20 protein-coding genes are annotated in these 22,191 nt (G+C 63.2%); 14 read left to right on the top strand and 6 right to left on the bottom strand.

The genetic code is table 11. The features are described 5' to 3' along the window. Positions 1-191: 191 nt before the first annotated feature. From AC57B6_RS02920 to pdxR, 3 genes are all read right to left on the bottom strand, one after another. Positions 192-950, bottom strand: coding sequence for a tetratricopeptide repeat protein (locus AC57B6_RS02920; protein WP_496420666.1), 759 nt, complete (start codon positions 948-950; stop codon positions 192-194). Next, complete coding sequence (locus AC57B6_RS02915; RefSeq protein ID WP_496420695.1) at positions 947-2,992, bottom strand: bifunctional 2',3'-cyclic-nucleotide 2'-phosphodiesterase/3'-nucleotidase; 2,046 nt, start codon at positions 2,990-2,992, stop codon at positions 947-949. The genes AC57B6_RS02920 and AC57B6_RS02915 overlap by 4 nt, the downstream gene beginning before the upstream one ends. Positions 2,993-3,180: 188 nt before the next feature. Further along, positions 3,181-4,659: a MocR-like pyridoxine biosynthesis transcription factor PdxR gene (pdxR, locus tag AC57B6_RS02910; protein WP_496420665.1), complete on the bottom strand. Its 1,479-nt coding sequence runs from the start codon at positions 4,657-4,659 to the stop codon at positions 3,181-3,183. Positions 4,660-4,771: 112 nt separating this feature from the next. Between pdxR and AC57B6_RS02905 the strand changes: the two genes are divergently transcribed. After that, entirely contained in the window at positions 4,772-5,209 is a 438-nt protein-coding gene (locus AC57B6_RS02905; protein ID WP_496420664.1) for a carboxymuconolactone decarboxylase family protein, read from the top strand. Between the two features lie 77 nt (positions 5,210-5,286). On the opposite strand, the gene AC57B6_RS02900 is transcribed toward AC57B6_RS02905, so the two are convergent. Both AC57B6_RS02900 and AC57B6_RS02895 read right to left on the bottom strand, forming a co-directional pair. Then, complete coding sequence (locus tag AC57B6_RS02900) at positions 5,287-6,831, bottom strand: peptide MFS transporter (RefSeq protein ID WP_496420694.1); 1,545 nt, start codon at positions 6,829-6,831, stop codon at positions 5,287-5,289. 99 nt (positions 6,832-6,930) lie between these two features. Then, positions 6,931-7,464 (bottom strand): hypothetical protein, encoded by a 534-nt coding sequence (locus AC57B6_RS02895; RefSeq protein ID WP_253044977.1) that lies wholly within the window; start codon positions 7,462-7,464, stop codon positions 6,931-6,933. Between the two features lie 383 nt (positions 7,465-7,847). On the opposite strand from AC57B6_RS02895, the gene AC57B6_RS02890 reads away from it, so the two are divergent. The 7 genes from AC57B6_RS02890 to AC57B6_RS02860 all read left to right on the top strand — a co-directional run bounded on the left by AC57B6_RS02890 (position 7,848) and on the right by AC57B6_RS02860 (position 15,130). Next, positions 7,848-8,420 (top strand): cupin domain-containing protein, encoded by a 573-nt coding sequence (locus AC57B6_RS02890; protein ID WP_028198344.1) that lies wholly within the window; start codon positions 7,848-7,850, stop codon positions 8,418-8,420. A 181-nt stretch (positions 8,421-8,601) separates the two neighbouring features. Continuing rightward, positions 8,602-10,218, top strand: a complete 1,617-nt coding sequence (locus AC57B6_RS02885; RefSeq protein ID WP_496420663.1) for a peptide ABC transporter substrate-binding protein — start codon at positions 8,602-8,604, stop codon at positions 10,216-10,218. A 16-nt stretch (positions 10,219-10,234) separates the two neighbouring features. After that, positions 10,235-11,173, top strand: coding sequence for an ABC transporter permease subunit (locus AC57B6_RS02880; protein ID WP_028198346.1), 939 nt, complete (start codon positions 10,235-10,237; stop codon positions 11,171-11,173). Between the two features lie 3 nt (positions 11,174-11,176). Next, complete coding sequence (locus tag AC57B6_RS02875) at positions 11,177-12,091, top strand: ABC transporter permease (protein ID WP_028198347.1); 915 nt, start codon at positions 11,177-11,179, stop codon at positions 12,089-12,091. Between the two features lies 1 nt (position 12,092). Continuing rightward, positions 12,093-13,088, top strand: coding sequence for an ABC transporter ATP-binding protein (locus tag AC57B6_RS02870; RefSeq protein ID WP_178370955.1), 996 nt, complete (start codon positions 12,093-12,095; stop codon positions 13,086-13,088). Continuing rightward, the gene (locus AC57B6_RS02865) at positions 13,085-14,137 is read left to right on the top strand and encodes an ABC transporter ATP-binding protein (RefSeq protein ID WP_496420662.1); all 1,053 of its coding nucleotides are present in this window, start codon (positions 13,085-13,087) and stop codon (positions 14,135-14,137) included. Before AC57B6_RS02870 ends, AC57B6_RS02865 begins: the two co-directional genes overlap by 4 nt. A gap of 297 nt (positions 14,138-14,434) precedes the next feature. Then, positions 14,435-15,130 (top strand): hypothetical protein, encoded by a 696-nt coding sequence (locus AC57B6_RS02860; protein ID WP_028198350.1) that lies wholly within the window; start codon positions 14,435-14,437, stop codon positions 15,128-15,130. A gap of 64 nt (positions 15,131-15,194) precedes the next feature. Here AC57B6_RS02860 and AC57B6_RS02855 read toward each other — a convergent pair whose 3' ends face one another. Further along, on the bottom strand, positions 15,195-16,073 hold the full coding sequence (locus tag AC57B6_RS02855) for an IclR family transcriptional regulator (RefSeq protein WP_030100113.1): 879 nt from the start codon (positions 16,071-16,073) through the stop codon (positions 15,195-15,197). A 303-nt stretch (positions 16,074-16,376) separates the two neighbouring features. Between AC57B6_RS02855 and AC57B6_RS02850 the strand changes: the two genes are divergently transcribed. The 6 genes from AC57B6_RS02850 to AC57B6_RS02825 are packed head-to-tail and all read left to right on the top strand — an operon-like array spanning position 16,377 to position 22,164. After that, entirely contained in the window at positions 16,377-17,468 is a 1,092-nt protein-coding gene (locus AC57B6_RS02850) for an ABC transporter ATP-binding protein (RefSeq protein ID WP_028198352.1), read from the top strand. After that, a complete protein-coding gene (locus tag AC57B6_RS02845; RefSeq protein WP_183801572.1) occupies positions 17,461-18,375 on the top strand; it encodes an ABC transporter permease in 915 nt (304 codons plus the stop codon). Before AC57B6_RS02850 ends, AC57B6_RS02845 begins: the two co-directional genes overlap by 8 nt. 16 nt (positions 18,376-18,391) lie before the next feature. Then, a complete protein-coding gene (locus AC57B6_RS02840) occupies positions 18,392-19,186 on the top strand; it encodes an ABC transporter permease (RefSeq protein ID WP_028198354.1) in 795 nt (264 codons plus the stop codon). A gap of 23 nt (positions 19,187-19,209) precedes the next feature. After that, positions 19,210-19,614, top strand: coding sequence for a (2Fe-2S)-binding protein (locus AC57B6_RS02835; protein WP_496420693.1), 405 nt, complete (start codon positions 19,210-19,212; stop codon positions 19,612-19,614). After that, positions 19,611-21,044: an FAD/NAD(P)-dependent oxidoreductase gene (locus AC57B6_RS02830; RefSeq protein ID WP_496420661.1), complete on the top strand. Its 1,434-nt coding sequence runs from the start codon at positions 19,611-19,613 to the stop codon at positions 21,042-21,044. Before AC57B6_RS02835 ends, AC57B6_RS02830 begins: the two co-directional genes overlap by 4 nt. Continuing rightward, complete coding sequence (locus AC57B6_RS02825; RefSeq protein WP_496420660.1) at positions 21,037-22,164, top strand: NAD(P)/FAD-dependent oxidoreductase; 1,128 nt, start codon at positions 21,037-21,039, stop codon at positions 22,162-22,164. The genes AC57B6_RS02830 and AC57B6_RS02825 overlap by 8 nt, the downstream gene beginning before the upstream one ends. Positions 22,165-22,191 lie beyond the last annotated feature (27 nt).

Genomic DNA, 22,191 nt, shown 5'->3' with positions numbered 1-22,191 from the left:
GATCGCCGACGGTCCGCTGCGGTTGCCCGTCGCCGATGGATAGCGACTCGATAACTCACTCGTCACTCGCCGAAGTGCCCGCGATGCCCGTTCACGCGACAGAAAAAACACGCCCCCTGCAGCGAAAATCTCTGCAGGGGGCGTCCAGGATGACTCCGCGACAGACAATCGCGGGCCGTTTCAATGCGCGATCATGGTCGGCTGACGTGCTTCAGATCGTGCTCGGTCTCCTTCACGTGAGCCCAGTACTCGTCCTCGTCGCGTGCCATGCCGAGCTCGCCGTTGCGATAGGCAATCGCCAGCGCCAGATTGGCCTCGGGTAACTCCGCATTGGCCGCGCGCGTCAGCCATTGCAGTGCAAGCGCGTCGTCGTGCGGCAGCGTGGCGCCGAAGCGATACTCGTTGGCGAGCTGGAATTGCGCGAGCGGCAGCCCGGCTTGCGCCGCCTGCTCCAGCCAGCGAATCGCCAGTTGAGGATTCCGCGCGACGCCATAGCCGTTGCGATAAAGCGCCGACAGATCGTAAGCAGCCTGCGCATCATGCGACGCGGCTACGCTCAGCCAGCGGCGGCTTTGCGCATAATCCGGCGCGATGCCGGGCAGCCCGCGCAGCAGCAGATGTCCGAGCGTGCCTTGCGCGGCCGGCACGCCGTCGAGCGCAAGTCCGCGATACAACTCGACGCCTTCGCGCCGCTCGTCGACTTGTGCCGAACTCACCAGCACGTCGGCCAATGCCTCGCGCGCCGCCACATTGCCGAATGCCGCGGCAATGCGCAGCCGCCACACTGGCCAGGCAGCGTGCGTCGCGGTCCCCTGCATCTGCCAGTCGTCGATCTGCACATTGGAAACCTGCGTGCCCACGACCGTGGCGAAGGTTCCGCCCGCGATCGCGACAGCCACGGCAAGCGTCGCCGCCGCGGCTGCCGGCCTCAAAGAGAAGCGCGCCATCATTGGTTCAGGTCCACCGCGTAGACTCCGAGACCCTTGCCGGTGCCGTCGTCGGCCTGAAGCTGGGTGACGTTGGTGATGCCGTAGGTCTGCGCAAGCGGCGTCAGATTCGGCGGCGCCTTGAAGGTCACCTGCCCGGCCGTCGCCACCTTCGTGAAGCGCCAGCTACGATCGCTGCCGTTGTTCGCCGCCTTGATGGACTGCAGCTTCTTGATGTACGCAATCAGGACGTCGCGGTTCGCATCCGGCGAGGCATAAATCGTCTTGCTGCCGTCCAGCCCCGGAAAACTACCGCCGCCGCTCGCGCGATAATTGTTGGTCGCGACGATGAACTGCTGCGTATCCGAGATCGCCGCGCCCTGATATTTCAGGTTGCGGATCCGGCTGCCCACGGCCTGCGTTACGTCGATTTCGTAGCTGAAATCCTTCGACGTGATCATGTCGAAGTTATAGCCCGGATAGGTACTGACGAGTGCCTGCGCCGCCGTGTTGGCCGGATCGATCTTGTTGAAACGCTTCGCCGCGGTTTCGAGCCAGGCCTTCAGATCGGCGCCCGTCACCTTCACCGCATAAATCGTGTTCGGGTAGAGGTAGAGGTCGGCGGCGTTGTTGATCGCGACATTGCCCTGCGCGACGTCGGTGAAATCGCTGCCGCCGCCAAAACCGCTCTTGAACGGCGCGCTCACCGACAATACCGGGATGCCCGCATACTGCGGCAGATTCGCGTTGACGTAATCCTGCACGTACGCCGCCTGCGCCTGATTGACGATCTCGATGGCCGAGACGTCGCCCACGTCGGCGAAGTAGCTGGTCATGCGGAAATCGGTCGTGCCGATCGGCGTTTTCACATAGTTGATGGTCGCGCTGTGTTCGGCCGCGATCGCCTGCGAGATCGTCGGATCGACTGCCACGTAGCTGTTATCCGCGTTCTGGATCGAGCGTGCTTCCGCCGTGCTCGAACTGCGGTCCACCGTCCACGTGCCGTTCGCATAGTTCAGCGCGAGCTTGATTACGCCGAGATGCTTGCCCCAGAAATTCGCCATGACGGTCGGCACGCCGTTCACGGTGCCCTTCACCTTGTCCACGCCCGGCAGATTGAATTGCGAAACCGTGCTGTTCCTGTCGGGGAACACCTGGTGGGAGTGGCCGATCAGCATCGCGTCGATGCCGGGCACCTTCGAAAGATAGTAGCTGCCGTTCTCCATCGACGGCGAATAGGTCGAATTGTCGAGCCCGCCGTGCGACATCGCGACGATGATCTGCGCGCCCTTCGCCTTCATTTCCGGCACGTACTTCGAGGCGCTTTCCACCAGCCCTTGCGTATAGACGTTGCCGTCGAGCCAGCGTTTGTCCCACGCCATGATCGCGGGCGGCGTGAAGCCGATAACCCCGATCTTCACCGGCGCGCTGACGGTCTTGCCGTCGGGCGTCGTGGCGGTCAGCGTGCGCTCAAGGATGGTGTACGGCTTGAAAATCGGCTGCTGCGATTTCGCGCCGAGCACGTTGGAGAGCACCAGCGGAAAATTCGGCCCCGCGCAGGCCGGTTGCGATGCGACCGGGCTCATGTTCGGCACGTCGAACGCGCTGCCGGTCACCTGGGCGAGGAACGGCAGGCCGTAGTTGAATTCGTGATTGCCGATCGTGCCCGCGTCGTACTTCAGCAAGTTCATCACCTTGTAGACGCCGAGCGTGGTCTTGCAGTCGATCGGTGCGACCTGCGCCTGATAGTCGGCGAGCGCCGTGCCCTGAATCGTATCGCCGTCGTCGAGCAACAGCGTGTTCGGGAATTCCTTGCGCGCCGCCGCGATCAGCGTCGCCGTGCGCTCCAGACCGAGCGACTTGTCTTCGGCCAGCTTGTAATAGTCGTAGCTGAGGATATTGGTGTGGATGTCGGTGGTTTCCAGCAGCGCGAGCGTCGCCTTGGTGCCGCTCGCCACCTGCGGCTGGGATTGCGCCGTGTCAACGTCGCTGCTGCATGCCGTGATGCCGATCGCGCTCACCGCACCTAAGGCGCCCAGGGCGCCGGCCATGCGCAACGCACGCATCCTCTTTGCTTCCATAAACGTCAGTCGCATCCCTACTATCCTCCGGTTGTTGTCTCATCGCGCTGCTCCATCCGGGAGCGGCGTTGCATTACAAACAATTACAGAGGCGCAAGGTTACGGCTGCTTTATGACAATGATTTGTATGGCTTCAGATAGGTTTAAGTAATATTCTCGTGGGCGTCAGGTGGTCAGCGCGCAAGGCGCGGCAGGATGCCGGCAAGCTTGCCGAGCGCCGCGTCGATATGCTCGACAGCGATGTTGCCGTAGCCGAACAGCACGCTCGGCTGCGGCTTCACGCGCAGATGGAAGGCGGCAAGTCCATACACACCGATCGACGCTTCACGCGCCGCACTCACGAGTCTTTCTTCGCTCAACGGCGCCTTTAGCCGCGCCGTCATATGAATTCCCGCACTCGGCACGATCGGCTCGAACCACGGCGCGAGATCGCCTCGCAGATGCTCGAGCAGCATCGCGCGGCGGGCCGCATAAGTCTTGTGCATGCGCCGCAGATGCTTGGCGAAATCGCCGTTCAGCATGAAGCGCGCAAGCGCGATTTGCGTAAGTGCGCAGCCGTGACAATCGGCGATCTGGCGAGCCTTCAGAAGCGGCCCGTAAAGCGACGCGGGCGGCACCACGTAACCCACGCGCAGCTCCGGGAAAATCGTTTTCGAGAACGTGCCCACATACGCGACGAGACCCGCGCGGTCGAGACTTTTCAGCGGCTCCATCGCCCGGCCTTCGAAGCGGTACTCGCAGTCGTAGTCGTCCTCGATGATCACGGCGCCGCGTTCCTGCGCCCATTCGAGCAGCTCAATGCGCCGCTCCAGGCTCATCGGCATACCGAGCGGGAATTGATGCGAGGGCGTCGCATAGACCACCCGCGCCTTGTCCGGCAGCTTGCGTACGATCAGGCCTTCGCTATCCACCGGCACCGGCACCACGCGTGCGCCCGCGGCCGTGAAGCACGCCTGCACCGGCGGATAGCCGGGGTCTTCGAGCGCCGCGATTTCGCCGGGCCGCAACGTGATGCGCGCGATCAGATCGAGTGCGTGCTGCGCGCCTTGCGTGACGATCACGTCGTCCCAGTTGCTCGTGACCGCGCGGTTGAACGCCAGGTAGCGCGAGATCGCGAGGCGCAGTTCCTGCTCGCCGGCCACTTCGCGATACGAGCCCGGACTGCGCGCCTGCACACGTAGCGCGTGGTTCACGCAACGGCGCCAGACATCGAAGGGGAACAGCGACTTGTCGGTCGCGCCGCCGACGAAATCGTGCGGCGACGCCACCGTGGGCATCGGCAACGAAAAGGTCTCGGGCATCTGCTCCCACAGCGGCTGCGCACGCGCCGCGGTTTTCTGTTTCGCCTTCGCGCGCTCGCGCGCCGACACGGCAGCCAGCGCATGCGACGAGCGCTGCACCGGCAGACGTTCCAGTCCATCGGCGACGAACGTGCCGGAACCGGCGCGGGCGTTCAAATAGCCTTCAGAAAGGAGCCGTTCGAATACGTCGAGCGTGGTCTTGCGCGACACGCCCAGTTGCGTGGCGAGATCGCGCGTGGACGGCAGGCGCGTGCCGCCGGCGAGACGCCCTTCGAGTATGCCGGCACGCAATTGCCGGTAGATCTGTCCAGACAGATCGTGACGCCCTTCTACCGCGATATGGATCTCCATCCAGTGGTTACCTCAAATATCCGGGAAATGGTTATTCCGAAATACCAATACCGCTCGTAAGCTTACCTCCGTCGCCGCCTTCGGAGCGGACATTTACGATAAGGAACAGCTCATGCAATCCCGTCTCGACTTCTACAAGGCCAGCCGGAGCGGCACTCGCGCGATGATCGCGCTCGAAGAAACCGTCGGCAAAAGCACGATCGACAAATCGCTCGCGGAACTGGTGCGGATTCGCGCGTCGCAGTTGAACGGCTGCGCGTTCTGCCTCGATATGCACGTGGCCGACGCTCGCAAGCACGGTGAAACCGAGCGGCGTCTGGCAACCATTGCAGCGTGGCGCGAAGCGCCGTTCTTCACCGAGCGCGAACGCGCCGCGCTCGAGTGGACCGAGTCGGTCACACTGATCGCTCAAACGCGGGTACCGGATGAAGTGTGGGAAGCGGTGAAGCCGCATTTCACCGAGCAGGAGATTAGCGACCTGACCTTGCTGATCATTGCGATCAACGGCTGGAACCGGATTGCGGTTTCATTCCGCAAATTGCCGGAGTAAACGTCGGAGTTGATCGAGCGTGACGAGTGGAAAGTGGAAAGCGGCAGCGTGGCGCCGCTCTCCGACGCAGCAGCGGCTTACTCCGCCACCGCGTCCCGCAACGCCGCCTCTTGCCGCGCATTCTCGCGCGCTTCATCGCCGCATCGCTGATGCTCACGCGAAAGCTTGCGCATCAGCGGCAACAGCAGCACGGCAATCAGCGCACCCACTGCCGCGAGCCAGCCGAGACCCGTAAACAGCTTGATGTACAACGGCAGCGATTCGAGTGGATCCATGTCGCCCTTCGGCATCTGCGCGAAATTCGCCACCACACTGCCCAGGTATTGCGACACACCGGTTGCCACGAAGTAAGCGCCCATCATGAAACCGCTCATCCGCGCCGGCACGTAGCGCGCGATCATGGCGAGACCCAGCCCGCTCACCAGCAATTCGCCGAGCGAGTACAAGCCGTAGCCGCCGACCATGAACCACGACGACACCCGTCCATTCACCGCGTAGCTGCCGCTCGCCGCATACACGAAGAAACCGGCCGCCACCACCGCGAAGCCGCATGCGTATTTGACGGCCACCGGCACGTCTTTGCCGTTCTTCGCGAGCTTCGTATAGAGCAGCGCGAGCACCGGGCTCAGCAGCATGATCCAGATCGGATTGAGCGCCTGGAATTGCGCGGCGCTCCATGTGAACAGCGTCTCGCCGAACAGGACGAAGCGCGGATCGACGTTGCGCAGCGCGAACAGCGTGAGCGAGGTCGACATCTGCACGTAGAACACGAAAAACAGGATCACCTGCGCGGTCAGGACCAGCGCGGCGATCAGACCCGAGCGCTCCGAGCGTTCGCACTTCATCAGCATATAGCCGAAGATCGCCAGAATCGCGACGCCCGCCGTGTACACGCAAGCCACCGCAATCGCCTTGTGCTGCAGCACGAACATCGTGGCCGCGCCGAGCAGGATGCCGCCCAGCACGACCGCGCCGACGCGTTTCCAGCGGATCGGTTCGGCGTCCGGCGCGGAGCCGATATGCGCGAGCGTGCGGAACATGATGAAGTAGTTCAGCACCGATAGCAGCATGCCCGCGCAGCAGACCGCGAAGGCCGTGTGCCAGCCCCAATGGTCCTTGATCCACGGCGTCGCGAGCATCGAGAACGTGGAGCCGATGTTGACCGCCATGTAGTAGATCGTGAACGCACTGTCGATGCGCGCGTCGTCGCCTTCATAGATGCGGCGCACGAGATTCGCGGCGTTCGCCTTGAAAAGCCCATTACCCACCACGATCACGCCAAGCGACGCGTACATGTAGTTCAATTGCTCATTGGGCAGCGCCAGCATGAAATAACCGGCCGCCAGCACGACCGCGCCGAAGATCATCGTACGGCGCGCGCCGAGAATCTTGTCGCCGATCCAGCCGCCGATCGACGGCGATGCGTACACCAGCGCTGTGAACGCGCCCCATGTGAGGGTGGCGTGGCTGTCGATGAAGTTCAGCTTGTCGATCATGAACAGGACCAGCAGCGCGGCCATCCCGTAGTAACCAAAGCGCTCCCACATCTCGATCAGAAAGACCGTCGAAAACGAACGGGTCTGCGAGACCGGTGCGCGCTCCGCGGGGTTGGACGAATTCATCATGTACCTCTTGTACTTACGGTTGCGGCGGCGCATGGACTGGCCATGCGGCGCGAAAAACGGATTCTGGAAAACGTTCAGCCGGCCGGACGCCGAGCGCTACGCGCATTGGCATACGCGTGCGCAATCAGTGGCGCGTTCATCTACACGTTCGTCTGGAAACTGAGCGGTGCGCTCATTTGCAGACTGACTGCAAAGCGAGACGCCAAAACCAGCAGAAAAACCAGGGGATGGGATAGAGGCCCGCCACGCGGTGCGCCCCGATGAAACACCTGTGCCCCGCAGGAAGTCCTTTTGGGGGTTTAGGGGGCGCTGCGCCACATTGGGCACTGGCTCCGGCAGGCGGAACGGGCTCAATGATAAAGCATCGCGGAACATGGGGCTCCGGCGGCCGGCGAACCAGCGGCAGCATGACGGCGGCCGCGTCTGGCGGCGAACGCTACGCTCGCGGCGGGAAAAATCGGCAATGATAGTCAAGTCCTCATGCCAGCCGGCGTTCGGATAGAACGTGCTGGACAATGCTCCGTTGCGCAGGATCGCTGCACGTGGAATGAAAAACAGCGGCCGGCATCGCGTCTGATACAAAGACGCGCCCTCGACCGCCAGGCGGCCAGATTCTGCAAATAGAAACACGATTCGTCACTCAGGGAATTCACTAGTGCCACGCCAATTACCGGTTCTTACAAGCAGTCCGCTACATTACGAAGTCCTATCTGCCTGAAAATAAGCTTTGATGTCATGCCTTTAACTAGCCGGGTACTCAACCTGCATCAATGCGCAACCATGCGCGTACCGTATGCATGCCGCAATCTTTACCGCCTGCGCTGCCCGTTTCTCGCCGAATTGCAGTCAAAACGGCTGAGGCGAATTTCAGTTCTGGCAACATAGAGCGCTGTCTCGAAAACGCGGCCCCTTGCATGACCGGGTGCTGAACAGCCCGCCAACCCGGCTTGAGCCGCAATCAAACCATATTTACTTATATCAAACAAATTTTGACGGGCTAATTTCCTCCTGCTATGGTCACGACAATTCAAAAGAACAACCCGGCACTCGAACTTGGGAGCAAGATCCGCGCGCTGCGGCAACGGCTGAAGCGCACCCTGGATGAAACGGCAACAGCGGCGGGGATTTCCAAACCGTTTCTGTCGCAAGTCGAACGCGGTCTGGCATCGCCGTCCATTACATCGCTGGCCGGCATTGCCCACGCGCTCGGGGTAACGGTGCAGTATTTCGTCGATACACCAAGCGAAGAACGCTCGGTGTGCCGCGGCGATCAGTTGAAGTTTTTCGGTTTCGCGGACTCGGCCAATCTGTTTGCACGGTTGACCAACCTGACGGGGGGCCGTCAGCTCGAAGCGATCCTCGTGAGGATGCCGCCCGGGCAGAAGCGCTCCGAAGTCACCACGCATGCCGGGGAAGAATTTATGTATGTGATCAGCGGCGAAGTATCGCTGACGCTGGAAGGCAAGACGTTCGTGCTGCACGCGGGAGACAGCGCGCATTACGAATCGACGGTGCCGCATAGCTGGGCGAATACCGCGCGTATCGAGACGGTGGTCGTCTGGGTGGGTACACCAAGACTGTTTTAAAAAGCAGGCACCTTCTCCGGTTGATCCGGTCGGGGCCTGCCTGCATTACTAAACGTAAGGAATCCTGTATGTCCCGCAACCAGCACGAGCAACAAGGGCCGCCCCGGTCCGGGTATCACGGATAACCGGGCGCCCCGGCGCCGGCGCGTTCTTCCCCCGACCTTTCCTGCGATCTCAACCGATGAAAAACCCGTTCGTCCATAGAGCGGCGCTGGCCGCGCTCGTCCTTGCGTTTCAGCCCTCCGCTTTCGCCGTCACGGTGCCCGCCGGCGTCACGCTCGCGGCCAGCCAGGAGATGACCCGCCAGGTGCCGACCGAAACCGAATCGCTCGACCCCGCGCATATTGAATCGTGGACCGGCAATACGATCGGACTCGACCTGTTTGAAGGCCTGACGCGCATGGATGCGAGCGGCGCGATCGTGCCGGGCGTCGCCGAATCTTGGTCGCGCACCGGGCCGACTACGTGGGTGTTCAAGCTGCGCCACGATGCGCGCTGGAGTAACGGCCAGCCGGTCACGGCAGCAGACTTCGTCTATTCGTGGCAACGCGTGCTCGATCCGAAGACGGGTTCCAAATACACCGTGCTGGTCGAATTCGTGAAGAACGCGAAGGCAATTCTCGCCGGCAAGGCGCCGCTCACGAGCCTCGGCGTGCGCGCCGTCGATCCTTATACGCTCGAAGTCACGACCGAAGTGCCCGCTGCCTTCTTTCCGCAGTTGACCGCCATGTCGACGATGGTCCCGGTCAATCGCGCGGTGGTTACGAAGTTCGGCGGCGACTGGACGCGTCCCGGCAACTTTGTCGGCAATGGTCCGTATACGCTGACCGACTGGCAACCGAGCAACCGTTTGGTGGCCAGCAAGAGCCCCACGTACTGGAACGCCGCCAAGGTGGTGATCACGAAAGTGACCTACCTGCCGATCGAAAACGACGAAACGGCAATGCGCATGTATCAGGCCGGCCAGTTCGATTACACGTACTCGATTCCGTCGGGCATCTTTGCGCAGGTGAGCAAGCAGTTCGGCTCCGAACTGAAACCCGGGCTGCAGATCGCCACGTACTACTACAGCCTGAACAACGCCGACCCGGACTTCAAGGACAAGCGCGTGCGCCAGGCGCTGGCGATGGTGCTGGACCGCGACCTGCTGACCAAACGTCTGACAGCAGACGGCGAAATACCGCTCTACGGTCTGGTCGCCAAGGGCACCGAAGGCTCGGCCGTGTTTACACCCGACTGGGCGAGCTGGCCAATGGCCAAACGCGTCGACTACGCGCGCAACCTGCTGAAGGCGGCCGGCTATTCGGATGCGAAGCCGCTCAGCTTCACACTCACCTACAACACCAACGACCTGCACAAGAAGGTCGCGCTGTTCGCCACCTCGGAATGGCGCACCAAGCTCGGCGTCACCGCCAGGCTCGAAAACGTCGAATACAAGGTACTGCTCAAGCAACGCCACGACGGCAAGGTGCAGGCCTCGCGCGACGGCTGGTTCGTCGATTACAACGACGCCAACTCGTTCTTCGATCTGATCCGCTGCAATAGCGTGCAGAACGATCAACACTACTGCAACCCGCAAGTCGACAAACTGATCGACGAGGGCAACCAGCAGCTCGACGACGCGAAGCGCACCGCGCTGCTCACGCAGGCGCACGATCTGGCGATGAACGACTACCCCGTGGTATCGCTCTTCCAGTATTCGGCCGACCGCCTCGTCAAACCGTATGTGGGCGGCTACAAGTCGACCAACTACCTCGACCAGCGCGCGACGCAAGACATGTATCTGATCAAGCACTGAGCGCGGGAGGACTGTCATGCTGGCCTATACGCTGCGCCGCACGCTCTGGGCGATTCCGACGATTCTCGCCGTGATCACCGCGTGCTATCTGCTGCTGCACCTCACCCCGGGCGGCCCGTTCGACACCGAGAAGCACCTGTCGGCGGCCGTGCTCGCGAACCTCAACGCCAAATATCACCTCGACGAACCGCTGTGGCTGCAGTACCTCCACTACCTCGGCTCGCTGCTGCACGGCGACCTCGGTCCGTCGTTCCGCTACGCCGACTGGTCAGTCAACGATCTGGTGTGGAAGGCCTTACCAGTGAGTCTCGGCGTGGGCGGCGTATCGGTACCGATCGCGATCGTGATCGGCGTCACGCTCGGCACGCTGGCCGCCGTGCGGCGCGATCGTTTCATCGATCACCTGGTGATGGTGCTCGGCAATATCGGCAACGTGGTGCCGCCGTTCGTGCTGGGTCCGGTGCTGGTGTGGATCTTCGCCATCCTGCTGAAGACCTCCGAGGGGCAAGGCTGGCTGCCGGCCGGCGGCTGGGGTGAAGGCGAATGGCGCTACCGCGTGCTGCCGATCGTCCTGCTCACCATCATCAACGTCGCCGCAATCGCTCGCGTGATGCGCGGCAGCATGATCGAAGTGCTGTCGGGCAACTTTATCCGCACCGCGCGCGCCAAGGGGCTGCCGGGACGCACGATTGTGTTGCGCCACGCGCTGAAGCCCGCGCTGATGCCGGTGGTGTCGCTGCTTGGTTCGATCTGCATCTCGTCGATTACGGCGGCGGTCGTCACCGAGTCGGTGTTCGCGCTGCCCGGCCTTGGTCAACTGGTCGTCAACGGTGCGATCAACCGCGACTACACCCTCGTGCTCGGCCTCGTCGTGCTGACCACCGCGGTCGCTGTCCTGTTCAATCTGCTGGTCGATCTGGCGTATGCCTGGCTCGATCCGCGCATCCGGTACTGATCCATGCCCCGCTCAATTCAATCGACTGCCGCGGCGCTCGATCCGCTCGCGGCCATTGCCCGAGCGCCGCGTTCGCGCGGACCGCTCGCCACCGCCGCGCTGCGCTTCGCGCGCAATCGCGCGGCGTTTTCCGGCTTCCTCATCCTGCTGCTGATCGTGATTGCCTGCGTGGCCGGTCCGTGGTTCCTGCCGAACAATCCGATCGACAGCGACTGGAGCGCGATCAGCCTCGCCCCCACGCTGCAGAACATGCACTGGTTCGGCACCGACGAACTCGGCCGCGATCTGCTCGCGCGCACGCTGCAAGGCGGACGCGTGTCGCTGGAAGTGGGCCTGCTCGGCACGCTGGTGTCGGGGTTGATCGGCGTGGCGTATGGCGCCACCGCCGGCTATCTGGGCGGCCGCGTCGACGCGGTGATGATGCGTATCGTCGACATGATGTACGCGATCCCCTACATGCTGATCGCGATCCTGATGATGACGATGTTCGGCCGCGCGTTCTATCTGGTCGTGCTGACGATCAGCGCGTTCTCGTGGCTCGACATGGCGCGCGTGGTGCGCGGTCAGACGTTGTCGCTACGCTCGCGCGAATTTATCGACGCCGCCCGCGCCATCGGTGTGAGTTCGCGTTCGATCATCGCGCGCCATATCGTGCCGAATCTGCTTGGCGTGGTGGTGGTCTACGCGAGCGTGACCGTGCCCAACATCGTGCTGACCGAATCCGTGCTGTCGTTTCTCGGCCTCGGCGTGCAGGAGCCCATGACGAGCTGGGGCGTGCTGATCCAGGACGGCGCGCAGAAGCTCGAATCGATGCCGTGGCTGCTGCTGTGCCCGGCGGTGATGCTGTGCGTCACCTTGTATTGCGTGAATTTCGTCGGCGACGGTCTGCGCGACGCATTCGATCCGAAGGACCGCTGACATGGCGCTACTCGAAGTCAAAGACCTGAGCGTGCGCTTTACGCGCCGCGAAGGCGCACCCGTCGACGCGGTGCAACGCGTGTCGTTTTCGCTCGAAGCGGGCCGCACGCTGGGTATCGTCGGCGAATCGGGCTCGGGCAAAAGCCAGACCGTGATGGCGCTGCTCGGCCTGCTGGCCGGCAACGGCAAGGTCTCGGGCGCGGCGACCTATCGCGGCGAAAACCTGCTGACGATGAGCGAAGCCGAGTTGAATAAAATTCGTGGCGACCGCATCGGCATGATCTTTCAGGATCCGATGACCTCGCTCAACCCGTTCCTGACGATCGAACGGCAGATGACCGAGACGCTGCAACTGCATCGCGGGATGTCGCGCCGCGAAGCACGCCGCCGTGCGATCGAAACGCTTGAAACAGTGCGTATTCCCGATGCCGCGCGGCGTATCGACATGTATCCGCACGAGTTTTCCGGCGGCATGCGGCAACGCGTGATGATCGCCATGGCACTGCTCTCCGAGCCGGAAATCCTGATCGCCGACGAGCCGACCACCGCGCTCGACGTCACCGTGCAGGCGCAGATCATCGAGTTGCTGCGCGAACTGAATCGCGAACGCGGCACCGCGATCATTCTGATCACGCACGACATGGGCGTGGTGGCCGGCTTGTGCGACGACGTGATGGTGATGTATGCCGGCCAGACCGTCGAACAGGCGAATGCCGCCACGCTATTCGCCGCGCCCACGCATCCTTACACCATCGGCCTGCTGAACGCGCTGCCGCGTCTCACCGACGACGATGACCGTCCGCTGCAAACCATTCCCGGCAACCCGCCGTTGCCCGGTGAAGTCGGCGAAGGTTGCGCATTCGCGCCGCGCTGCACGTATTGCAGCGACCGGTGCCGCGAATCGCGGCCCGCGCTCACGGCGTCGCCAATAGCCGCCGGCGCGCTGCGCGCCTGCCACCGGCCGGTGCGGGACATCATCGAGGTCCAGCACGTATGAATCCTACTTCCATGGCAAAGCAGGCTCAGGATCAGGCAACGCTGTTGTCGGTCGACAATCTCAAGGTGCAATTCGGCGTGCCGCGCGGCGGCTTTCCGTGGTCCGGCAAGGCCATGCTGCGCGCGGTGGACGGCGTGTCGTTCAGCGTGCGACGCGGCGAAACCGTGGGTCTCGTCGGCGAATCGGGTTGTGGCAAATCCACCCTCGCCCGCGCCATCATCGGCCTCACGCCGGTGGCGAGCGGCAGCGTGCGCTGGCTCGACAAGGAAACCGTGCTGCCGGGCGCAGGCCGCGATACGTCGCGTCTGCGCCGCGATGTGCAGATGATTTTCCAGGACCCGCTCGCCTCGCTCGATCCGCGCATGACGATCGAACAGATCGTCGCCGAACCCTTGCTCACGCATGGCCAGGACATTGCCCGCGCCGACGTGCAACGGCGCGTGCTGACCATGCTCGAACGCGTCGGCCTCAACGCGCAGCATCTGCGCCGCTATCCGCATGAGTTTTCCGGCGGTCAGTGTCAGCGTGTGGGCATTGCGCGGGCGTTGATCGGTGAGCCGCAACTGGTGATCTGCGACGAGCCGGTGTCGGCGCTCGATGTCTCGATCCAGGCGCAGATCGTCAACCTGTTGCGCGATCTGCAGCGCGAGCTGTCGCTCTCGCTGCTGTTCGTCGCGCACGATCTCGCGGTCGTCAAGGCCATCAGCCACCGCGTGCTGGTGATGTATCTCGGCCGCGTGATGGAGTTCGGCGACAAGCGCGACGTCTATGGCGCGCCGCGCCATCCGTATACGCGCGCGTTGCTGTCGGCGGTACCGGTGCCCGATCCGGTGGTCGAACGCGCCCGCCGTCATCTGCTGCTACGCGGCGAGATTGCGTCGCCGCTCAGTCCCCCTTCAGGTTGCGCGTTTCGCACGCGCTGCCCGGATGCGATCGAGGCCTGCGCGAGCGAGATTCCACAGCCTGTCACGCACGGCGCGAGCGCGACACGCGTCGCGTGCATTCGCGTGAACGACGCCCCGCAAAACGTCCCTCGGGGAACTCGCTAAAGAAGTTATCCCGGCAGTTCAAAACCGCATTCCCCGGCGCGGCGGCTCGTCGCGCCGTTGGATTCGCCCATGCCCCCATCGAGCCAGGCCGCAAGCAAAGGCCATCCGCTGCCGATGTCATCTGACGCGTGCTGAGACGCTCGCCCCGCGAACACAGGTGGGAAACGATTGGGAAACGTTCGCCATTTACCGTGCAAGGCAGCTCGGCGAGCAGGGACACAGGTTGCCGCAACGCAACCTGACCCGCAATCGAGTAGCAGACGCCCCCCATCAAGCGACGAGGCAGACCCTACCCCTATGGACGCAAAAGACTTCCGAAATGATCCTCATGGATTCATGCAAGACAACGTTGTGATCGTCAACCTCAGCTCGAGCGATGTGAAAAGCTTCAGTTACGACGCATCCACCAGGTCGGTTGTACGTCCAGGAAAGGACTTCCTCATCGAGGCAACGGTTCGGCCAATCGCCAACGCGACTGTGGCCGGTTGCACAGGCGAAGTCTTCTCCCTCCGGAAGGCCGACAGTTCAGTCCCGGATGACGAAAAGCGCAAAATCTATTTCGTTCCCTACGCTCAGAACTCGCTATGCGGCACGATCCTGAGCCGGCAGGCGCGATGGGTGTTTACCGCCACCATGGATGGCTGTTCGTTCGGCGTTGGATCGCAACCCGGCGATGGGACGGCCATGGTCGTGCACGCCAATGCCGGGGCCTCGGGAGGTCCAGGAGGAGGACGGGAACAGCAGGTCAAGATGCAGGCGCGCTTGCTGGAATCGACGTTCGGCACGCAGGGACACACACTGGACAGCGTGGTCGATCCCTCCTCGTACATGGTGGATGCAGGAGGAACGCCGACAACGGGCACTGACCGCATACGCTCGACGACGTTCGGCCATAGGGTTCACGGAAGATGGGTTTTCTACACGTTGCGCTATCGCGTGAGCGGCAGCGGACTGGCGCCACACTACGTTCATGAAGGGGTCCACGCGCAATAGTACCGGCGCAATCGGAATGGCTCCGCGCGCGAGTTATCGCCTCTGCGCTACCGTTCCCGCGCCCCTATCCAGCAATACGCTCGGTGGTCATGGCGCGCGATAAGCCATGCATCGGCCGGCGCAGCGCAACATCGAACGGATTGGTCTGCGGGCCGATCGCCTCTGCCTGACGGCGCAGCAACTCGACCACCATCGGCAGACGATCGTCGCCGAGACGCGCGGCCAGGGTGCCGACGCTCAACGCCGCCACTGCCACGCCGGTACGGTCCAGAATCGGCACCGCCACACCCGCCATGCCGTCGAGCACCCCGCTATTGCGGCCCGCGTAACCCAGTTGACGCACGCGTTCGATCTCGGTGCGCAAATACACTTCGTCAAGCACGCCATAGCCACGAATGCGCGGCACGTTAAAACGAATGATTTCTTCACGCTCCGCTTCCGGCAGGAACGCGAGAATCGCCAGACTCCCCTGACCGACACCCAATGCCACGCGCCCGCCGATATCGCCGGTAAAAGAGCGAATCGGAAACGGGCCTTCGCAGATGTCGAGACACACCGCGTCAAAACTGCTTTTGACCAGCAGAAAGATCGTGTCGCCGAGACTCGCGCACAAGCGCAGCAACGCCGGACGGCACAGCGTGCGCATGCCGCTCGGATTGCCCGCCTGCGCGGCGAGCGCGAAGAAATCGACGCTCAGCCGATACAGCTTCGAGTTTTCGTCCTGTTCGACGATGCCCTCGGCAATCAGCGCATGAAGTATGCGGTGCACCGTGCCTTGCGTCAGGCCCACCGCCTTCGCGAGACGCGTGACGCGGCCACCGTCGGGTTGCGCCTCGGATAACGCGCGAATCACCGCAAAGGCACGCTCCAGCATGCCGGGGCCCGGCGCGTTGCCCGTTTCAGCCAGTGCGGAATCGGCATCTCGTTTGGCGGCAGCATTCATCTCCAGCGCTCCAAATTATTTCATTGACCGGAATACTATAGAGGGTTTTATTCCTGAATGGAATCTCCCATGCGCGCCTGCTCCATTCGATCCTCGTCTTTATTCGTAGGGATTTTCCGGACATCACGCAGTGGAACAGTTAAAGGCGGTTCCATCAAATACATTCCATACAACGAAATTTTTTTCAATCTTATATCGGCAAACGGAATTTGAAATTGACGTCATGTAATTTGGCTGGATAGAGTCGGCTCCATCGAGGCAGTAGCCGATTGAACCGGTGTCGATCCATCCAAAGGCCAGATCATGTCGTTCCTCACACTCACGGACGTCGCGAAATCGTTCGGCGAACTACAGGCAGTCGCCGACGTGAACCTGTCGGTTGAAAAAGGCGAGTTCGTTTCGTTGCTCGGGCCGTCCGGCTGCGGCAAGACCACCACCTTGCAGATGATCGCGGGCTTTGTGGAAACGACGCGCGGGCGCATCACGCTCGACGGCCGCGACATCACGCACATGAAACCGAACCGGCGCGGCCTCGGCATCGTGTTCCAGAGCTATGCGCTGTTTCCGCATATGAGCGTCGCGGACAACGTCGGCTTCGGACTCGAAATGCGCAATGTCGACAAGGCCGAGCGCAAGGAGCGCGTGCGCGAAGCACTGGCGCTCGTGCGGCTCGATACGCTCGCGCACCGCTTTCCGCGCGAATTGTCCGGCGGTCAGCGGCAGCGCGTGGCGATTGCCCGTGCGATCGTGATCGCGCCGCCCGTTCTGCTGCTCGACGAACCGATGTCGAATCTCGACGCCAAACTGCGCGAAGACATGCAGTTCGAACTGCGCGCCATCCAGCGCAAGATCGGCACGACCACCATCATGGTCACGCACGACCAGTCGGAAGCGCTGTCGATCAGCGACCGCGTGGTGGTGATGGAAGCCGGCCGCATTACGCAGATCGACACGCCGTACGAAGCCTACGAGCGCCCGGAAAACAGATTCGTCTCGCAGTTCATCGGCAAGGCAAACATGCTGGCCGGCAAAGTCGTGGCGTGCGACGGCGACTCGATCCGCATCGACCTGGGCCACGATCTCGCCGAAACCGGCCGCACCGCGCAACTGCCTCTGCGCGAGCGTGCAATCGGCGTCGGCGACGCAATCACGCTGTGCATTCGTCCGGAGAAATTGCGCCTGTGCGCGCCGAACACCGGACGCTTGAGCGCCACCGTGACGAGCCGCTTCTTCCTCGGCAGCCAATGGCTGTATCGGGTGGATAGCCGGCTTGGCGAAGTGCTGGTGTGCTGCCAGAACGAAGGTACCGAGCCGCTGCCGGAAGGCGCGACGGTCGGGGTCGACTGGAACAGCGAGGCGATCCGCTTCATTCAACGGGATGCGCATCATGGCTAGCACGCTGCCCGCCTCGAAGAACAACAGCATGAAGACCGGGGATGCACGCCGCGCGCCGTGGCACGCCTTCCTGCCGTTGTGGCTGATGTGCGCGCCGGCGTTCCTGCTGTTTGTGGCGCTCGTGCTGGTGCCGCTGTTGATGACCCTGGTACTGACCTTCTACCGCTTCGATCCGTCGAGCGGTCCGATCGCCGCATTCCAGTTCGGCAACTACGCCGAAGTACTGAAATCCTCGTATTTCCACACGATCTTCCTGCGCACGTTCGGCATCGCCTTTCTGACCACCCTGCTGTGCATCGCGATCGGCACACCCGAAGCCTATGTGCTGTCACGCATGCGCGATCCGTATCGCTCGATGTTCCTGCTGATCATTCTCGCGCCGTTGCTGGTTTCGGTCGTGGTGCGCGCGTTCGGCTGGAGCATGCTGCTCAACAGCGGCGGCCTCGTGAATCAGGCATTCGCACTGGTCGGGCTGGGTCCGTACAAGCTCGAATACACCACCTTCGCGATCGTCATTGCGCTGGTGCACGTGATGCTGCCGTTCATGGTGATTCCGGTGTGGACCGCGTTGCAGAAGCTCGACCCGCAAACGGAAAATGCCGCGCTGTCGCTGATGGCATCCCCCGCCACGACCTTGCGCCGCATCGTGTTGCCGCAACTCACGCCGGGCATTCTGTCCGGCAGCCTGATGGTGTTTGGCCTCTCGGCGAGCGCGTTCGCGATTCCCGGCCTGCTCGGCGGACGGCGCCTGAAAGTCGCCGCCACCGCGGTCTATGACGAATTCCTCGGCTCGCTGAACTGGCCGCTCGGCGCAACTATCGCGCTTCTGCTGCTGGTCGCGAATCTGATCGTGATGCTCACTTACTACCGGGTTCTGGAACGCAAGTACGCCAGAAGCCTGGGCTGAACCGCGCGAGATCATCATGAGAAAAAACGGCCCCATTGCGCTGATTTTCCACACGCTGGTGATTGCGTTCGTGCTCGCACCGCTCGTGATCGTGGTGCTGGTCGCCTTCACGCCCGACGAAACGCTCACGCTCCCCACGCACGGTTTCTCGCTGCGCTGGTTCCGCGCCATCCTCGACTACCCGGATTTCATCTCGGCGTTCTTCAACAGTCTGAAGCTGGCATTTGCCTCGGCGACCCTTTCGCTGATCGTCGCGTTGCCTGCGGCGCTCGCGATCGGCCGCGCCCGCTTTCCGGGCCGTGCTTTCCTGAACGGCCTGCTGTTGTCGCCGCTGGTGATCCCCGGCCTCGTGCTCGGCATCGCGCTGCTGCGCTTCTTCGCGCTGATCGGCGCGACCGGCTCGTTCGCGTGGCTCGTGCTCGCGCACATGATCATCATCACGCCGTTCGTGATGCGGCTCGTACTGGCCTCGGTCAGCGGTCTGGACCGCAGCGTCGAACATGCCGCGCACTCGCTCGGCGCCGACGCGTGGACCACCTTCCGCCGCGTCACCTTCCCGATGATTCTGCCAGGCATTACCGGTGGCTGGCTGCTCGCGTTCATCAACAGTTTCGATGAACTGACCATGTCGATCTTCGTCACCTCGCCGCAAACCGTCACGCTGCCGGTTCGCATGTACATGTACGCGACCGAATCGATCGATCCGATGATGGCCTCCGTCTCCGCGCTGGTGATCTTCATCACCGCCGGTGCGATGCTGCTACTCGATCGCGTCTATGGGCTCAACCGGATTCTGATCGGCCAGCACTGATGTCTTCTACCGCTCTCTCACCTATGCCGTCGAATTTGCCGTCTTCCGAACCTGCCGCGCCAAAGCGCGATGCGCAATTCGTTCGCGTCGCGGAGACGCAGCGCGAAGCGCTCAGCTTTTTTATCGACGGTCACGAAGTCACCGCCTTGCAAGGCGACACATTGATGACCGCCGTGCTGATGCACCAGCGCCGTGTGCGCGAAAGCGAATTCAGCGGCGCGCCGCGCGCCGGCTTCTGCCTGATCGGCGCTTGCCAGGACTGCTGGATGCGTACCGAAGACGGGATGCGTTTGCGCGCGTGCTCGACGCCGGTGACGCAAGGCATGCGGGTTATCACGCGGCTCGCCGCAACGGCTTGCGCGACGGCATCGGCAACGCCCGCCGCAACCACCGCCTCTGCCGCGACGGTAAACGGAGACACGCAATGAGCGACGATCACCGCGTGGTTATCGTCGGTGCTGGACCGGCCGGCGTGCGCGCCGCCGAAACCCTGGTTGCCGCTGGCATCAAACCCATCGTGCTCGATGAAAATGCCCGTTGGGGCGGCCAGATCTATCGTCAGCCTCCGGCGAACGGCGCGTTCCAGCGCTCGAAAAAAACGCTGTACGGCTTTGAAGCGCGCAAAGCCGACGCGCTGCATACGACGATGGCCGCGCTTCTTCCGCACCTCGACTATCGCCCCGACACGCTGGCCTGGGCTTGTGAAGCGGGCCGGCTCGATACGCTGCATGCGGGACGGGAAATCAGCGTGCCGTTTTCGCATCTGATCATCGCCAGCGGCGCCACCGATCGCGTATTGCCGGTACCGGGTTGGACGCTGCCCGGGGTCTACACGCTGGGCGCGGCGCAAGTCGCGCTGAAGGCGCAGGGCTGTGCGATCGGACAGCGCGTGGTGCTCGCCGGCACCGGGCCGCTGCTCTATCTGGTCGCCTATCAGTACGTGAAAGCCGGCGCACAGGTGGTCGCCGTGCTCGACACGAGTCCGCTGTCGCAGCAGGTTACCGCGACGCCGAAGCTCGCGCGGCAGCCCGCTACGTTCGCCAAAGGACTTTATTACGTCGCCTGGCTGAAACTGCGCGGCGTGCGGATCGAACGCGGCGTCAGCCTCATCGGGATCCGCGGTGAACACGGTGTGAGCGGCATTGAATGGCGTGCCTCAAGCGGCCACCCGACGGCCGAAATCATGCCGTGCGATGCCGTCGGCATCAGTTTCGGCCTTAAGCCCGAAACCCAACTTGCCGATCTCGCCGGATGCCGCTTCCGTTTCGATACGCACAATCGTTGCTGGCTGCCCGAACTCGACCCTGCCGGCCGCAGCACCGTGCGCGGCATCTATCTGGCGGGCGACGGCGCGGGCATTGCCGGCGCCGACGCGGCTGAACTCGCCGGCCGCCGCACGGCGCTGGCGCTGCTCGACGATCTCGGCATCGCCCATCCACGTGGCCAAGGCATGCAAAGCGCGGCCGCCCTCGAGCGCAGCCTGCAACGTATCGCTGTATTTCGCCAGGGCATCGATGCCGCGTTTGCCCTACCCGCGCAATGCGCGGCGCAATGGCCCGACGACATGACCGTATGCCGCTGCGAAGAAATCGATGCGGGCACGTTGCGGCGCTGCATCCGCGGTGACGAAGCGAACGAGATCAATCGCCTGAAAGCGCTCACGCGAGTCGGCATGGGCCGCTGCCAGGGGCGCATGTGCGGCGAGGCTGCCTTGACGCTGCTGGCGCAGGAAACCGGTAAACCGCTTGACGCCATAGGCCGCTTACGCAGCCAGCCCCCCGTCAAACCGATTCCACTCTCGCCTGCGCTGTATGCCGAGGGCGTCGTCGACATTCCGGAGGAGGCGCGCGATGAGTGAGTCCTTGCACTACGACGTCGCGATCGCGGGCGGCGGCCTGGTCGGCTCATCGGCGGCGCTGGCGCTGGCGCGGCGCGGTCTGCGCGTCGGCCTGTTCGAGCGGCGTTATTGCGGCGCGCAGGCAAGCGGCGTGAACTACGGTGGCGTGCGCGTCCAGGGACGGTCGGCCGAACAGATGCCGCTCGCCATGCGGGCGCGGCGCATCTGGAATCGTTTGCCGGAACTGATCGGCATCGACGGCGAATTCACCGTGTCGGGACATTTGCGGCTGGCGCGCAGCGAAGCCGATCTTGCCGCGCTCGAAGCCTGGGCGGAGATGGCGCTCGGCCACGGACTGCAAGCGCAGATAATCGGTGGCGCCGCCTTCCGGCAACGCTATCCATGGCTGGGCGCTGCGGCGATCGGCGGCTCGCTGTGTGCGACCGACGGTCATGCGAATCCGCGCCTGGTGTCGCCGGCATTCGCACGCGCGGCGCGAGCCGCTGGCGCGGACGTGCGCGAGCAAACCGAACTGACCGAAATCAGTCATGACGGCACACGCTTCCAGTTACGCGCGGGCGATATGTGTATTAGCGCCGACTGGCTGATCAATTCCGCCGGCGCATGGGCGAATACCGTGGCCGGCTACTTCGGCGAAACCGCGCCGATGAAACCGATCTACCCGAACATGTGGGTCACCGAACCGCTGCCGCTTTTCATCACGCACAACCTCGGCGTGTACGGCGGCGGCATCTACGCACGGCAGGTGGCGCGCGGCAATTGCGTGATCGGCGGCGGCCGCGGGCACGGCGACGGCGAATACGGTCAACCGTCGACGGAAACGACCCGCGCCGTGATGCGCGACGCGTGCGCCCTGCTGCCCGGACTGCGCGAGGCGCTGCTGATCCGCACATGGAGCGGCGTGGAAGGCGAAACGCCCGACAGCAATCCGATCATCGGAGCAAGCCGCACAGTACCGCGTCTGTTGCATGCGTTCGGTTTTTCGGGTGGTGGATTTTTGCTGGCGCCGGGGGTCGGCGAAATCCTCGCGGATCTCGTGATCGACGGCGCCACGGCCACTCCGCTCGACGCTTTTTCGATCGATCGCTTCGCGGCTGTTGCTGCGTCGTCCGTCGCCTAATTACCGCGCGGTTTGTTGCCCGGTCAT

The sequence above is a fragment of the Paraburkholderia sp. BGA-UO-ETr-F12 genome (assembly GCF_059567945.1).
This window is presented reverse-complemented; position numbering and strand designations above follow the sequence as displayed.